At 38.2% G+C, this 15,729-nt stretch carries 15 protein-coding genes; 8 read left to right on the top strand and 7 right to left on the bottom strand.

Going from position 1 to position 15,729, the window contains the following annotated elements; all coding sequences use genetic code 11:
- Window positions 1-81: 81 nt before the first annotated feature.
- The 3 genes from ligA (at window position 82) to RMB13_RS07465 (ending at window position 4,318) form a co-directional block, all read left to right on the top strand.
- Entirely contained in the window at window positions 82-2,121 is a 2,040-nt protein-coding gene (gene ligA / locus RMB13_RS07475) for an NAD-dependent DNA ligase LigA (RefSeq protein ID WP_004641540.1), read from the top strand.
- Window positions 2,122-2,373: 252 nt separating this feature from the next.
- Window positions 2,374-2,838: a bacterioferritin gene (gene bfr, locus RMB13_RS07470; RefSeq protein ID WP_001214863.1), complete on the top strand. Its 465-nt coding sequence runs from the start codon at window positions 2,374-2,376 to the stop codon at window positions 2,836-2,838.
- Between the two features lie 289 nt (window positions 2,839-3,127).
- Entirely contained in the window at window positions 3,128-4,318 is a 1,191-nt protein-coding gene (locus tag RMB13_RS07465; protein ID WP_080593115.1) for an MFS transporter, read from the top strand.
- A 68-nt stretch (window positions 4,319-4,386) separates the two neighbouring features.
- On the opposite strand, the gene RMB13_RS07460 is transcribed toward RMB13_RS07465, so the two are convergent.
- Window positions 4,387-5,820, bottom strand: coding sequence for a trehalose-6-phosphate synthase (locus RMB13_RS07460; protein ID WP_311084847.1), 1,434 nt, complete (start codon window positions 5,818-5,820; stop codon window positions 4,387-4,389).
- Window positions 5,808-6,659: a trehalose-phosphatase gene (otsB, locus tag RMB13_RS07455; RefSeq protein ID WP_311084846.1), complete on the bottom strand. Its 852-nt coding sequence runs from the start codon at window positions 6,657-6,659 to the stop codon at window positions 5,808-5,810. The genes RMB13_RS07460 and otsB overlap by 13 nt, the downstream gene beginning before the upstream one ends.
- Window positions 6,660-7,015: 356 nt before the next feature.
- Between otsB and RMB13_RS07450 the strand changes: the two genes are divergently transcribed.
- From RMB13_RS07450 to bioD, 5 genes are all read left to right on the top strand, one after another.
- Window positions 7,016-7,747, top strand: coding sequence for a hydrolase (locus tag RMB13_RS07450; protein WP_311084845.1), 732 nt, complete (start codon window positions 7,016-7,018; stop codon window positions 7,745-7,747).
- Window positions 7,748-7,840: 93 nt separating this feature from the next.
- On the top strand, window positions 7,841-9,121 hold the full coding sequence (gene bioA / locus RMB13_RS07445; protein WP_311084844.1) for an adenosylmethionine--8-amino-7-oxononanoate transaminase: 1,281 nt from the start codon (window positions 7,841-7,843) through the stop codon (window positions 9,119-9,121).
- 1 nt (window position 9,122) lies between these two features.
- Window positions 9,123-10,280, top strand: a complete 1,158-nt coding sequence (locus RMB13_RS07440; protein ID WP_311084843.1) for an 8-amino-7-oxononanoate synthase — start codon at window positions 9,123-9,125, stop codon at window positions 10,278-10,280.
- Window positions 10,277-11,026 carry a malonyl-ACP O-methyltransferase BioC gene (gene bioC, locus RMB13_RS07435; RefSeq protein ID WP_311084842.1) on the top strand — a complete coding sequence of 250 codons (750 nt, stop codon included), beginning with the start codon at window positions 10,277-10,279 and terminating at the stop codon, window positions 11,024-11,026. The genes RMB13_RS07440 and bioC overlap by 4 nt, the downstream gene beginning before the upstream one ends.
- Window positions 11,027-11,671 (top strand): dethiobiotin synthase, encoded by a 645-nt coding sequence (bioD, locus tag RMB13_RS07430; protein ID WP_311084841.1) that lies wholly within the window; start codon window positions 11,027-11,029, stop codon window positions 11,669-11,671.
- 62 nt (window positions 11,672-11,733) lie between these two features.
- Here bioD and rluB read toward each other — a convergent pair whose 3' ends face one another.
- The 5 genes from rluB to RMB13_RS07405 all read right to left on the bottom strand — a co-directional run bounded on the left by rluB (window position 11,734) and on the right by RMB13_RS07405 (window position 15,675).
- A complete protein-coding gene (gene rluB / locus RMB13_RS07425) occupies window positions 11,734-12,657 on the bottom strand; it encodes a 23S rRNA pseudouridine(2605) synthase RluB (RefSeq protein WP_003653361.1) in 924 nt (307 codons plus the stop codon).
- 41 nt (window positions 12,658-12,698) lie between these two features.
- On the bottom strand, window positions 12,699-13,292 hold the full coding sequence (gene scpB, locus RMB13_RS07420; protein WP_004641560.1) for an SMC-Scp complex subunit ScpB: 594 nt from the start codon (window positions 13,290-13,292) through the stop codon (window positions 12,699-12,701).
- The gene (locus RMB13_RS07415) at window positions 13,289-14,080 is read right to left on the bottom strand and encodes a ScpA family protein (protein WP_016802315.1); all 792 of its coding nucleotides are present in this window, start codon (window positions 14,078-14,080) and stop codon (window positions 13,289-13,291) included. The genes scpB and RMB13_RS07415 overlap by 4 nt, the downstream gene beginning before the upstream one ends.
- Window positions 14,081-14,304: 224 nt before the next feature.
- On the bottom strand, window positions 14,305-14,922 hold the full coding sequence (locus tag RMB13_RS07410; RefSeq protein WP_003653356.1) for an L-threonylcarbamoyladenylate synthase: 618 nt from the start codon (window positions 14,920-14,922) through the stop codon (window positions 14,305-14,307).
- A 90-nt stretch (window positions 14,923-15,012) separates the two neighbouring features.
- The gene (locus RMB13_RS07405; RefSeq protein WP_311084840.1) at window positions 15,013-15,675 is read right to left on the bottom strand and encodes an elongation factor P hydroxylase; all 663 of its coding nucleotides are present in this window, start codon (window positions 15,673-15,675) and stop codon (window positions 15,013-15,015) included.
- Between the last annotated feature and the right edge of the window lie 54 nt (window positions 15,676-15,729).

The raw sequence follows: 15,729 nt of genomic DNA, 5'->3' as shown, positions 1-15,729 counted from the left end.
CATTCGTTGCGATAATTGCAACATATCTAGTCGCAGTTCAGGGTGGAGAAATTTCCACCCTTTTTTATGGTGAATAACATAATGGCAACAACTTCCGTGATCGAACAGATGCGTCAGCTTATTCAACTGATTGCAAAGCATAACCATGCATATTATGTGATGGATCAGCCGACAATCTCGGACAGTGAATATGATCATTTATTTCACCAGTTAAAAGCTTTAGAAGAGCAATATCCAGAACAGGTTCAATCAGACTCTCCAACTACAAAGGTAGGCGGACAAGCACTCTCTAAATTTCAAAGTGTGACCCATGTGGTTCCTATGCTTTCTTTGGGGAATGTTTTTAATCAGGAAGACTTGTTTGCTTTTGCACGCCGTGTCGAAGAGCGTTTGCCCAATCAAAAAGTACAATATGAAGTAGAACTAAAACTCGATGGTCTTGCGATTTCGCTTTGGTATGAAAACGGTGTGTTAATACGTGGTGTTACACGTGGTGACGGAGAAACCGGAGAAGACATTACCCAGAACGTTAAAACGATTCGCAACTTGCCTAAAGTGTTGCATTCGGATCATTTTGAAATTCCACGACTGCTTGAAGTACGCGGTGAAGTGCTCATGCCAAAGTCTGGCTTTGAAAAACTCAATGCTGATCAAGAAGCAAAAGGCGATAAAACGTTTGCGAACCCACGTAATGCCGCAGCTGGTAGTTTAAGACAGCTCGATCCAAATATTGCTGCTGGCAGACCGTTAGCGTTTTATGCGTATGGTATTGCTCAGTGCGAACCAAATCATGGCTTAACCACCATGCATGATAGCCTGCAATGGCTAACACAACTTGGATTTGAAATTGCTGAACGTCAATATCTATGTAATTCAATTCAAGAAGTACAACAACGCTACGAGCAAATTCAGCAAGAACGTCCAGATCTACAAGTTGAAATTGATGGAATGGTCGTAAAGGTTGATGACTTAAAACAACAGCAACAACTTGGTTTTTTAAGTCGTGAACCACGTTGGGCGACTGCTTATAAATTCCCTGCACAAGCTGCATTAACTACGGTGGATCAGATTGATTGGCAAGTGGGGCGTACAGGTACTTTGACTCCTGTAGCACGCTTAAACCCTGTATTTGTGGGTGGTGTTACGGTTTCCAATGTGACTTTACACAACATTGGTGAAATCCATCGTCTGGATGTACGAGTTGGCGATACGGTTAGTGTTTATCGTACTGGCGATGTTATTCCTAAAGTAGAAAAAGTCTGGCCAGAGTTCCGCTCACCTGATGCTGAAATTGTACATTTACCTGAAAGCTGTCCTGTTTGTGCCTCACCCGTTGTAATGCCAGAAGGGGAAGCCTTAGCACGTTGTTCTGGTGGTCTTTACTGTGCTGCTCAGCGAATTGAAGCCATTCGTCATTTCGTGTCACGTAAGGCGCTTGATATTGAAGGTTTGGGCGATCGTTGGGTAGAGTCTTTATTACATCTCGATTTGCTTAAAGATGTTGCCGATATTTATCATTTACATGAGCACCGAGAAACTTTACTTGGCATTGAAAAAATGGGAGAAAAGTCAGTACAAAATCTGATTGATGCCATCGAAGCCAGTAAAAAGACAACCCTTGCGCGTTTTATTTATGCTTTAGGAATTCGTGGGGTAGGTGAAACTACTGCCAGAATGTTGGCTAATACTTTCCAAACTTTAGAAGCCCTAAAAGCTGCTGATGTTGAAGCTTTAAAGAAAACACCGGATGTCGGCGATATTACCGCAGAATGGATTGCTGACTTTTTCTTGGCGCCTCATAACCTTGAAGTGCTTGATCGCTTAATTGCAGCTGGAATTCATTGGGATGCACCGACTGCACCAACACGCCAGCCATTAAATGGCGAGAGTTGGGTTTTAACAGGCACATTAGAGCAAATGACCCGTGATCAAGCGACTCAAATGCTACAAGCCTTAGGTGCGCGTGTGAGCGGTAGTGTATCGAGCAAAACGAAATGTGTTGTTGCTGGTGAAAAAGCAGGTTCTAAATTAGAAAAAGCTGCAAAGCTTGGTATTATCGTTATGAATGAGACTGATTTCTTATCTCTTATGGCGAGCTATGGGCAGACCTTAAGCGAATAAACCTACCGAAATAAGAACCATTGATTTTAGTTACAAATTTATAAATTGATGGTTTATGTCATATTTTAACGCTTGTCTGGATGTATAAATCGGACAAGCGTTTCTTTTTGCAGAGAAAATTTAATTAACTTAAACTGCAAATGCGTATGTTTCTCATTTTAATTTGATAAAAATCATAAACTTAACTATTTTTTACTTTGCAATCATTTTTAAGATTGCCCATAATAGTTCTCATACGATAGGAGATTTATTATGCGTGGCAATCCAGAAGTCATAGACTATTTAAATATGCTCATTGGCGGAGAATTGGCTGCCCGTGATCAATATCTAATCCATTCTCGTATGTACGAAGATTGGGGTTTAAATAAAATTTATGAACGTATTGATCATGAGATGCAAGAAGAAGCATCTCATGCTGATGCGATCATTCGCCGTGTATTGTTTTTAGGTGCTAAACCAAACATGCACCGTGAAGACATTAATGTCGGTACAGACGTTGTTTCTTGTTTAAAAGCAGATTTAGCACTTGAATATCATGTTCGTGAAAAATTAGCGACAGGTATCAAACTCTGTGAAGAGAAAGGCGATTACATTAGCCGTGATATGTTACGTCAACAATTATCTGATACTGAAGAAGACCATACCTACTGGTTAGAAAAGCAATTACGTTTAATTGAGTTGATTGGCTTACAAAACTATATTCAATCTCAAATTTAATAAAAAACCCAGCTGATGCTGGGTTTTTTATCGCCTGATTTTTAGCTTTAATAAAATAGAAATAAAAAAGTATTTTTCTCAAATTTAATATATTCAAAGCCTTAGTATATAAGGCTTTGGCAGTTACAAAAAAATCAGAAAAATTGTATCACCCCCCCTGTTTTTTTTATGAAATTGGATATAATTTCGCCAACAAAACCCTTGCCTAGAAACTTCATGAGGCAAGGGTTTTTCTATGGAAAATCGGTTGGTATGGATCGCCAATGATTTTATGGTGAGTTCGCGAAATATGTTATTTACCAAACCTGCTGTTTTAGATACAGCTACTCTCTTAAGCACGCAGCGTCTTGCAACACGACTAAGCTTTTTTAGCTTAGGTTTTGCGACCGCAGCTTGGGCGCCATTGATTCCTTTTGCACAGCAACGTTTAAACCTCAATCATGCTGATTTTGGTTTGCTTTTGCTTTGTATGGGTATCGGCTCAATGATTGCGATGCCTGCGACTGGCGCTTTAGTCAAGCGTTGGGGATGTCGACCATTAATTGCGTTGGCATTGATGCTGTTAATGGTGTTATTACCTAGCCTAACGATGTGGAACAGCATTGTGATGATGGCTGTAGCATTATTTGTGTTTGGGTCGGCAGCAGGCTGTCTTGGGGTAGCTATAAATTTACAGGCAGTGGTTGTTGAAAAACATAGCCTGCGAGCTCTGATGTCTAGCTTTCATGGAATGTGTAGTCTTGGCGGCTTAACTGGGGCTATGCTGGTGACTGCATTATTGGCAGTAGGTCTTTCTCCATTAATGAGTACTTTGTCTGTTGTAATGATTTTGCTCGTCATTGGTGCAGTTGCTATTCCTCCTTGTTTAACGTCTTTTGAACAGGATGAAAAGCCACATCAAGAAGCCGATACACCTAAAAAACTCTATCGACCTAACGGCATTATTCTGCTTATTGGCATGATGTGTTTTATTGCCTTTTTATCAGAAGGTGCGGCAATGGATTGGGGTGGTATTTATTTAACAAGTAAGTATGAACTTAATCCAGCCTTTGCGGGTCTTGCTTATACCTTTTTTGCTCTGAGCATGACGACTGGACGTTTTACGGGCCACATTTTGCTAAAGCAATGGGGTGAAAAAAATGTTGTAACTTATAGTGCCATTGGTGCAGCAATTGGTATGGCTGTTATTGTGACCGCACCCGTATGGCAAGTGGTTGTATTAGGCTATGCACTTTTAGGATTAGGCTGTTCCAATATTGTGCCAGTGATGTTTTCTCGCGTAGGTCGACAAAACGATATGCCTAAAGCAGCAGCACTTTCTTTAGTATCAACGATTGCCTATACCGGTTCCTTAAGTGGGCCAGCTTTAATTGGTTTAATTGGTGAATGGACTGGTTTAAGTACAGTTTTAACAGGTGTAGCAGTATTGCTATTTATTATTGCTTTACTTAATCGCTTTACACTCGCAAAGGCGAATTAATTTATAAATAATAGAAACAATCTAAAGAACATCGAGAATTTAATTTCTCGATGTTCTTTTATTTAGATTTATAAAACCTGATAGATAGATTGATAATTGTCTTGTAATAAGCGCTGAGGTTTCATCAGTAAAGTTGGTGTTTTTTCTAAATCATCTAAGAAATCGTTTCTCCAATGAGTAAGATCAGATGCTGATAAACCCTCTATCAATTGTTGATAACGATTAATACGCTCAGCTTTAGACATTTCTAAAGCCATTTTTAAAGCATCCATCATTGCCGCTCTGTCTTGCGGATCAACAATCAAGGCTTGAGACATTTGCTCAGCAGCACCAGCATATTTAGATAAAATTAGTACGCCAGGATTCTCCGGATCTTGAGCTGCAATATATTCTTTAGCGACTAGGTTCATACCATCGCGTAGTGAACTAATCCAGCAAATATCGGAGTGACGATAAATATGCATGAGATTATGGTGTTGAACTGGATCATAGCAACAATCTACAGGTCTCCAGTCTTCATGTGCAAATTCTTCATTGATCAATTCCAACTTGGTCTTAAAACGTTCGTATAAACGTTGATAAACTGCAATATCAGTACGTGACGGTGTTGCAACTTGCAGATGTCGGACTAAGCCATGATATTCAGGATTAGTTTCTAAGAAGGTTGCAAATGCATTAAAACGCTCAAGTAAACCTTTTGAATAATCAATTCGGTCAACCCCAATGATTGTTTTTTGACGAGGTATTTCTTCAAAATTAAACACACAAGGGCTTTGCAAATCTTGTTGCGCTTGTTTTTGAATAAGTTCCGGCTGAACGCCAATCGGGTACGATTTAATTAATATTTGACGTTTTTTGTAGCTGATACTGTCACGGTGAATTTTCTGAGCTTCAAGTAAACTTAAACATGTTTGCATGCATGCATTTTGATCAATCTGGGTTTGTAAACCAATCACATCATATTGGCTCAAGTCTTGAATTAATTCTCGGGCCACGGGAATTTTGAGCCATATGTTCAGGCTAGCAAATGGGATATGTAGAAAGAAACCAATTTTATTTTGCATGCCTAATTCACGGCAGTAACGGGCTACACTAAAAAAATGATAATCATGTATCCAGATGATATCTTCAGGCTGAGCCAGCTGTTTTAACTTTTCAGCGAATAATCGATTGACCTTTTGATAGGTTTTATATTCTTGCGAATCATATTCAATAAGATCCTCTCGGTCATGCATCGCTGGCCACAGAACCTTATTTGCAAAACCACAGTAATATTGCGCGTATTGTTGATGGGTGAGAGGGCAGGTGATGTAGTCAATTCCCTGAGAATAGGCCTGCTCAAATTCTGGCGCTTCGCTATCGGTAATTTGCTGACCATTCCAGCCTAACCAAATACCATTGCTATCATTCAATGCATCTTGTACAGCTACAGCAAGGCCACCTGCTGAAGCCTTACCAGATGGCATACTTATTCGGTTCGATAATACGATTAATTTAGACATATTTTTTCTCCATTCTGATTTCGGCTATTTTTGACATATAAGTTTTTTATTCTGTTTTGAAATAAAAAAAGAAAATTAGCGACGTCATCGATATCTTTCAATCTATATTTGGCATGTGTTTCACCAGAACCTACTTTAATGGTGAGGCCAGATTGCTGATTAATACAAATAAAACCAGATTCATCTGTTAAATCATCTCCTATAAAAATAGGTAACGCTGAGGGTAAATTAAGATGATTTAATATAGTTTGAATTGCTTTGCCTTTATCAGCTTGGTGAGGAATTAATTCAAAAACAAATTTCCCCCTGTTTATTTTTAACTGGGGGTAAAAGGATTTAATCTGTTGCATTATATTAAATGCATGTTTTTCTAAGTTAGGATTTTTGCGATAATGTAAAGCAATAGAATATCCTTTATCTTCAATTAATAGTTCAGGATATTTCTCACAAGATTTTATAATGTCTTGTTTTAATTTTTTAAAATTAATACTGCTTAAATCTGGTCGAATATAATTATCTGAACCAAAATAAATATCTAAACCATGCAAGCCTGCGATAGGAACCTCAATAGGGGCTAGTAGCTTGCCTGCTGTATCTATATCACGACCTGTTACAGCAATAACGGGAATATTTAATTCAACAATATCTTTTATAATTTCTAATGTGGTTTTTGGAATAAAACTTTGCTCAGGATTAATTTGAAATGGTGCTAATGTTCCATCAATATCTAAAAATAAACAGTAATTTTTATCTAAGGATAAGGTATTTATAATATCATTGGATGTAACAAAATATGTGTTTTTCTCTCTCCTATTAGATATTGTGCTTTGACTGTTCATATTAGCCTTCCCAATATTTTTTGATCAATAATTAATCTTCTAACATTAAAATGAATTGATGAGTCATTTCTTTTAATAAAAAAACATAAGTATTAACATTAATTACATTGCATAATGGATTTATAGACGAAGTGTGGAGTATGTTGTTTTTTGATGGGCTTCAATGTTTAGATAATTAAATTTTTGTATATTTCCTATTAATAATGCGCGTTTTATTTATCAATATATTTCAGAATATTAATGGGTTTTAATATGTGATCTAAAATCAATATTTTTAAATTTTATGGCTGATTTTAAAAGATATTTTTTTGAAATATTAATATATAATTTTCATCAAATAAGCTTTGGGTAAGAATATGAAGTTACAAAATAAAATTTTATTGATTACAGGGTGGGGAGTAGGAATTGAACCTTTGGAATCATTAAAATTGCATTTGCAGGAGAAGGGTTTTGATGTACAACTTATTAATATATTTGATGTTTTAACTAGCAGTTTCCAAAAACAGCTTAATTTGTTGAATGATATCGATACTGTAATTGGGTGGTCTTTAGGAGGTCAGTTAGCAGCTCACTTAGTTGATTCTTTTTATAAGAGCACTGGTCTAACTAAAACTTTAATTACACTTGCTTCTAATCCATGTTTTGTTGCTAACACTAATTGGCAGACTGCAATGCCTGCTGATGTGTTCAGTCAATTTAAAGCTTCTTTTTTGCAAAACCAGCAAGTCACTTTAAAGCGCTTTTATTATTTAATTACTCAAGGATCAGCACAAGCTAAAAAAGATTGGCTAAACATGCAAAATATAGCAAATCCGCCCCCTTATGAGTTGTTATTACAAGGGTTAGAAATGTTAGAGCATTTAAACTTGGTAGATAACTTAAAAAATTACTCAGGTCCACAGCTTCATTTATTTGCAGAGCAAGATGGTGTCATTCCTTGCAAAATTGAGGAAAATTTTGCACATATTGCGACAGAAAAGATGAAATACAAAGTATTAAATGAAGCTACTCATGCTTTTCCATATCTACAAGTAGAACGAACAATTGAAGAAATCTGCCAATTTTTAACAATTCATCAGCAAAGTTAATCAGCTTTGATTGATATCGCAATTTTCTTTCATTCTTAACAGGTTTAACATGTGTTCAATGAAAGATTTGAACGCTGTAAAAGGGTAAATAGGATGACCGATAATTTTGATTTGGAACATATTTGGCATCCTTATACTTCAATGACCCAACCTTTACCGACATTTAAAGTTAAACGTGCTTATGGCGCGACGATTGAGTTAGATGATGGTAGGACTTTAATTGATGGTATGTCATCTTGGTGGTGTGCGATTCACGGCTATAACCACCCTGAACTCAATCAGGCAGTGACCGATCAATTACAAAATATGTCTCACATCATGTTTGGTGGTTTAACCCATGATCCTGCAATTGAACTTGGAAAAATTCTTTTAAAAATTACCCCGCCAAGTCTCGATAAAATTTTCTATGCAGACTCGGGTTCTGTTGCCGTTGAAGTTGCTTTGAAAATGGCAGTGCAGTTTTGGACTGCTCAAGATAAGCCGCAAAAAACAAATTTTATTACAACGCGTTCTGGCTACCATGGGGATACATGGAATGCGATGTCGGTGTGTGATCCAGTTACAGGCATGCATCAGATTTTTGGTACAAGCTTACCAAATCGTCTTTTTGTTGCAGCACCGCAAACCAAATTTCATGAAGAATGGAATCCACAAGATATTGCAGAATTAGAACAAGCGATTCAGCAAAATCATGAGCATCTTGCAGCCTTAATTATTGAGCCGATTGTACAGGGTGCAGGCGGCATGCGTTTTTATCATCCTGAATATCTGCGTCAAGCCAAAGCACTTTGTGAACAATATAATCTGTTATTAATTTTTGATGAAATTGCGACAGGCTTTGGGCGTACCGGTAAGCTCTTTGCGTGGGAACATGCACAAGTCGAGCCGGATATTATGTGCATTGGTAAAGGGCTAACAGGCGGTTATATGACATTGTCGGCTACTTTAACGACGAAGCATGTTGCCGAGACCATTAGTCGGGGTGAGGCTGGCGTATTTATGCATGGTCCAACCTTTATGGCGAACCCCCTTGCTTGTGCTGTTGCCTTAAAAAGTACGCAATTATTAATTGAGCAAGATTGGCAAGCCAATATTGAGCGAATTGAACAACAACTTACTCAATACTTAACACCACTCAATCAGCTTGATTATGTTGCTGATGTAAGAGTATTGGGGGCAATAGGGGTAGTTGAACTCACTGTGAATGTTGATATGAAAACATTGCAGCAACAGTTTGTTGATCGTGGAATTTGGATTCGTCCGTTTGGTAAATTGGTGTATGTAATGCCACCTTATGTGATTACCAGTCAGGAATTAAGCTATTTGCTTGAGCAGTTGGTTGAGGTTGTTAAAACCATGCGGGGAGTGCATTGAAATGTCGTTGCTTGATCATTTTGCTATCCAATTAGATGAACTAAAACAACACGGCAATTTCAGACAGTTCACTCAAAATGTACAGCATGAGCGTTTTATTACGATTCAAAATAAAACGATGCTCAACTTAGCTTCAAACGATTATCTTGGCCTAGCTGCAGATGTAAAACTTCGTGAAGAGTTTTTAGAAAATTTTCCAGTCGAACGTAGCTATTTTAGTTCTTCGTCATCACGTTTATTAACGGGTAATTTTGAAGAATATGAAAAATTAGAAAATAGCCTAAGCCAAGCATTTGGTGGTCGGGCGGCACTATTGTTTAATAGTGGCTACCACATGAATATCGGTATTTTGCCAGCTGTTGCCGATGGGAAAACTTTAATTTTGGCAGATAAGCTGGTTCATGCGAGCATGATCGACGGTATACGTTTATCAGGTGCGCAATATGTACGTTATCGCCATAATGATTTGCAGCACCTAGAGCAACTTTTGCAAAAATATCATGATGATGACAAGATTGAGCGAATCATTGTGGTGACTGAAAGTATTTTTAGTATGGACGGTGATGAAACTGATTTAGCTGCTTTAGTGCGGCTAAAAAAACGCTTTGCCAAAACTATGCTCTATGTTGATGAAGCACATTCAATTGGTGTGCGTGGCGAACAAGGTTTAGGGTGTGCTGAACAATACAATGTCATTCACGATATTGATTTTTTAGTGGGGACATTAGGTAAAGCACTAGCGGCAGTGGGTGGATACATTATTTGTCACCCAATTATTAAAGATTATTTAATTAATAAAATGCGCCCACTTATTTTCAGTACTGCTCAACCGCCGATTGTTATGGCATGGGCAAACTTTGTTTTTCAAAAAGTATTACACGCCCAATCTCAGCGTGAACATTTAAAAAATATTAGCCAATATCTTCAACAAGCTGTTGTGCAAAAGGGTTATGTAAGTCCATCGACCAGCCATATTATTCCAGTCATTGTGGGAGAAAGTCAGGCTGCTATCGATAAGGCAAAGCAGGTTCAGCAAAGTGGTTTTTATGCCATGCCTGTGCGTCCACCGACCGTACCTAAAAATAGTTCGCGTTTGCGTATTTCTTTAACGTCAATGGTACAGCAACATGAGCTTGAAGAATTGGTGAGTTTTCTGTGAGTCTGAATAAAAACTTGGTTGCCCAGCGTTTTGCCAAAGCAGGGCAAAGCTATTCAGAGCATGCAATTGTTCAAAAACAAATTTGCCAAAATTTAACGGTTTTACTCCAGCAGTTTTGCCCGAGTATGATGTCACGTGTCTTTGAAATTGGTTGTGGTTCTGGCAATTTAACTCGTCTTATTGCTACATCTTTTCAGATTGAAGAGTTAATTTTGAATGACTTGTATGCAGATGTGCAGCAGCACTTTAACCATCAAGAAAATTTGAAATGGTTGATCGGTGATATTGAAACTTTAGCGTTTCCGCAGCAGCTCGACATGATCGTTTCTGGTTCGGCTTTGCAATGGATGCAAGATTTACCTCGTGTACTTCAACATTGTCATACTGCTTTAAATGAAAAAGGCTGGTTATGTTTTTCAACTTTTGGCCCAAGAAACTTAATCGAGATTAAAGAATTAACAGGGCAAGGTTTAAGTTATTGGTCTATTGAAAATTGGAACAATGCCTTAACTCAGGCGGGTTTTGAAGTTCTGCATTTGTCTGAGTCAGAAGCCCAACTCTATTTCGATTCGCCTAAAGCTGTATTGCAGCATTTAAAAGCAACAGGTGTGACTGCAACTGCTCAGCATCGTTGGACTAAGCAAACTTTACAACAGTTTTATCAAGATTATGATCGGTTTAAGCATGCCGAGGGATATTCCTTAACATATCATCCGATCTATTGTATTGCGCGGAGAATGAAGTAAATGAATGGTCAGATCTATTTTGTGAGTGGGATTGATACCGAAATTGGTAAGACCTACGCGACAGGCTTTTTAGCAAAATTATGGACTGAGCAGGGTAAAAAAGTGATTACCCAAAAACTCATTCAGACGGGTAATGCTGATATTTCTGAAGATATTGAAAAGCATCGTGAAATTATGGGGCAGGGTTGGTTTCAAGAAGATCATGAAAAGCTCACCATGCCGGAAATTTTTAGTTATCCTGCTTCGCCTCATCTGGCAACACGCCTAGATAACAGAGAAATTGACTTTCAAAAAATTGAAAATGCAACTCAAACATTAGCTGAGCGTTTTGATATTGTTTTACTCGAAGGGGCTGGTGGATTAATGGTGCCATTAACTACAAGTTTACTCACCATCGATTATATTGCTCAGCACCAGTTCCCCGTTATTTTAGTAACATCGGGTCGTTTAGGAAGTATTAATCATACTTTACTTAGTCTTGAAGCACTTAAGTCTCGTGGGTTGAAATTACAAGCCTTGGTATATAACCTAAAAGATGAATCAAAAGATCCATTAATTTCTCAAGATACGTCAAATTACTTGAAAGACTATTTAGCAATTCATTTCCCTAAAGCTGAATGGATTGAGCTGGAAAAAATGAATTAATTTAAAATAGGCTATAAAAAACCGCTCTTATAAGAGCGGTTTTTTATGCATTAATTAATATTTTAGAATTTCTTAGAACCACGGTTAAAACCAGTCGATTTGCGTTGGTTACCAGTATTCACAGGAGCTTCTTTTTCATCATCGCGACGTTGTTGACGCAAGAAACCGCCACGACGAGCTGCCATTGGCTTTTCGGTCATACGGTCAGTACGACGTTTTGCCATACCAAATAAACCTGTGCCTTGGCGTGGTTTTAATTCAACTGATTTTGCTAGATTATCGATATCAGTTTTATCGAGTTCCATCCAGCGGCCTGTACGTAATTCGCGTGGTAAAATAACTGTACCGTAGCGCGTACGCAATAAGCGGCTTACTTTAAGTTCTTGTGATTCAAAAATACGACGAACCTCACGGTTACGACCTTCTTTCACCACTACTTGGTACCAGCGGTTAATACCTTCACCACCAATTTCCGAGAAAGACTCAAATTTAGCTGGACCATCTTCAAGCTCTACACCAGTTACCATTTTTTGGCGTATTTTAGGCGTTACTTCACCCATAACTCGAACAGCATATTCACGTTCAATTTCATTTGATGGGTGCATTAAGCGATTAGCAAGCTCACCATCATTTGTGAATAGTAATAAACCAGTACTGTTAATATCTAGACGACCTACCATTACCCAGCGGTCATTTGCAATTTGTGGTAAATGATCAAATACGGTTGGGCGTTTTTCAGGGTCATTACGTGAACAGATTTCGCCTTCTGGCTTATAGTAAATCAATACACGGCGACGAATTTCGTCTTCAATTTGAAACTGAACTTTACGGCCATCAATGCGTAATTCATCGCCTGGTTCAATGCGCTCACCCACTTGGGCAACACGGCCGTTCACACTCACGCGTCCTGCGGCAATAACCTCTTCCATATATCGGCGGGAACCTAATCCGATCCGCGCTAATACTTTTTGCAATTTTTCACTCATGACAGCACAACCTTAGACATAATGATCAACAGTCCACCTCTTTATGATTTCGGTGCATTTGCATCGAGAGCCATAAAGGCTTCCTTGGCGTTCTGTAGGGGAGGCAATTGGCCTAGCGAAGCTAGACCAAAAGCATTCAGAAACTGAGGCGTTGTAATTAGCAACGCAGGTCTTCCGGGTAAATCTCTAAAACCGGCTTCTTTAATCCAGTTCCAGTCAAATAGTGTTCTAAGAATCTGACTATTATTAGACACACCACGAATTTGTTCAATATCAGCACGGGTAACCGGTTGATGATAAGCAATGACAGCCAGTGTTTCTAGTAATGAAGGCGACAGTTTTGTTGGTCGCTCTGGCCATATTTGCGCAATAATACTACGATATTTAGATCTTACCTGAAAGCGAAACCCTTGCGCTGTTTCAATCAACTCAATAGATCGACCATGTTGTAATAGCGCGAGCTGTTGTAAAAGTTGACGAAGCTGTTGTTTATTATACTGATTATTAAATGCTTCTTTTAAACGGGCAATTGAAACGGGCGCTTCACTGGCAAAAATAATTGCTTCAAGTTGTAATAAGACTTCGTGATGAATGTCAGCTAATGACAAATCACTATTATTTTGTTCAAAGCTCATATTGAAGATCCTTGAATTGCAAGAGGAGCTTCAATACCAGAGGCAATAATTTTAACTCGCTGTTGTCGGGTTAACTCTAAAACAGCCATAAAAGTCACAACCATTCCCATGCGACCTTGCAAAGGATTGAGTAATTCTTTAAAACTTAACACGTCACCAGACTCTAATTTCTCTTCAATATATGCAATGCGTTCTTCGAGTAATACAGGCTCTTGAGCCACGACATGAATAACGGGTTCTGGGCGATTAAACACACAGAACAACGCATCATGTAATGCTGAAATATCATAGCCTTCATAAACAGGAGCGATATGACCTAAGCTTACATTTGCACTGAATGTATCACGCTCAAGAATTGGCATTTGACCTAAACGCTCAGCCGCTTGCTTAATGCGTAGATAAGTTTCAAGTCGATCAATAAGTTCCTGTTTAGGATCTTTTTCAATACTTATAACCGTAGGTTTCGGCAAAAGTAGACGAGACTTTAAATCAGCCAATAAAGCTGCCATCACCATATAATCAGCGGTCAGCTCAATATTTAACGACTTCATACTATCCATATAGGTTAAATATTGAGTTGCTATAGGAGCGATATCGACTTGAATTAAATCAAAACCGTTTTTTTGAATCAGATAAATTAAAAAATCTAGTGGACCTTCAAACTGTTCGAGCAAAATCTCAAATGCAGCAGGAGGTATATAGAGATCTTCAGGAATTTTGTCATGCCACTCATCTAAAACACGGATGTGTGGAGCGTCTTCCATGGATTGATGAAGTGATTGATTCATTACGATTATAAGCCACGCGAATTTTCAAAAGCATGAGACTTGTTATTCAAGTCAAAGAGAGCTGTAAATAGAAGAACAGCAGATAGTGGAAATTATTCTAAATGAATTGTGCCTTTTAATAAATTACTTAACGACTAAAGTGTAAAAAAAATCCAAAATAAATAAAGAGTATTTTTTTGAGTGATAATACTTTTTTTAAAACTATTGGTAAAAATTGTAAGTGCTTATTCAAAAGCACTTACATCACCAATACCACGACGGATAATTTCAGGATGTTCACCCGATAAATCGACAATACTAGTGCTTGTTAAAGTACCGAAACCGCCATCAATAAATACATCAATTCGTTTATCTAATTGATTTTCAATATCGTAGGGATCATCTAGAGGATCTTCTTGTCCTGGTAAAATTAATGTACTGGTGAGTAGGGGTTCCCCAAGTTCTTTTAATAGAGCCTGACAAATTGGGTTACTTGGAATACGTAAGCCAATGGTTTTCTTTTTAGGGTGCATCAACCTACGAGGAACTTCACTGGTTGCAGGTAAAATGAAAGTCGTAATGGCTGGGGTATTGGCTTTCAATAAACGATAAGTTGCATTATCAACTTTTGCATAAGTTGCAATATCAGATAAATCACAGCACATAATGGCATATTGATGCTTAGGTCCTAAACCGCGAATCTGCGCAATACGTTCCATAGCATTTTTATTACCGATCTGACAGCCAATTGCGTAGGCAGCATCGGTAGGGTAAACCACAACATCTCCGGCACGAATGCGTTCAACCGCTTGGCTAATGAGGCGTTGCTGTGGATTTTCAGGATGTACATGTAAATGCATCATATTTTGGAGACTCCATCACGCCAGTGTTAAAAATAATTATTAGGCTTTTTAAATGAACTAGACAAGTAGTGAACGTAGTTTTTTTGTCAATTAATCAAGGAGTTCACGTTTGAATTCATTTAATTGTAATGGCGTACCCGAACGTGTACATTGGCAAATAAAGCCAATAAATGCTGCTGCATCACGTGGCAACTTAGCTTCGCCTGAAAAATAACGTTGTACTTGAGCATAAACATTATCTTTAAATATTTTGCCATCCCCGCCTTCACCTGTGAGGTTATCAAGCGAAACTCTAAACTTTCTACCAAACGACTGAGAGAACAACCATTCAATTGCCTGCGGCTTAATTTCTACTTGTTCAAATAAACTTTGTTGCTCTTGAGTGCGGCCATCAGGTGCATACCAATATCCTAAATCAGGTAATAGGCGGCGTTTTTCACCAGCGATCGACCAATGACTGATTTCGTGAAGGGCACTGTTAAAAAAACCATGGGCGAATTGGATTTTAGCCGGACCCTGATTTGTTGCCGGGAAATATTCTGGTTCAAAATCTCCACGAACTAATGTCACATTATGGTGGGAAAACCAGTGATTAAAGTGTAAAATAAGCCAATCGACTTGCTCAGACTCTGATTTTGAGCTTGACCATGGTGAGAGTTGCACCGTGTCAGGTACAAGAGTGTTCTGATGAGTTGAATGGGTGCAAACGAGTAATGAAGAGTTAACTTCAGGTTGCGGCTGCAACAGGTGCATTGCTTAATTTACCCCGAGTTCTGTCTAAAGAAGTGCAAAATTGTATCTTAATCT

The organism is Acinetobacter sp. V102_4 (assembly GCF_031799005.1).
GTDB lineage: Bacteria > Pseudomonadota > Gammaproteobacteria > Pseudomonadales > Moraxellaceae > Acinetobacter > Acinetobacter calcoaceticus.
The sequence above is the reverse complement of the archived record's forward strand: the minus strand, read 5'-3'. Positions and strand labels throughout refer to the sequence as shown.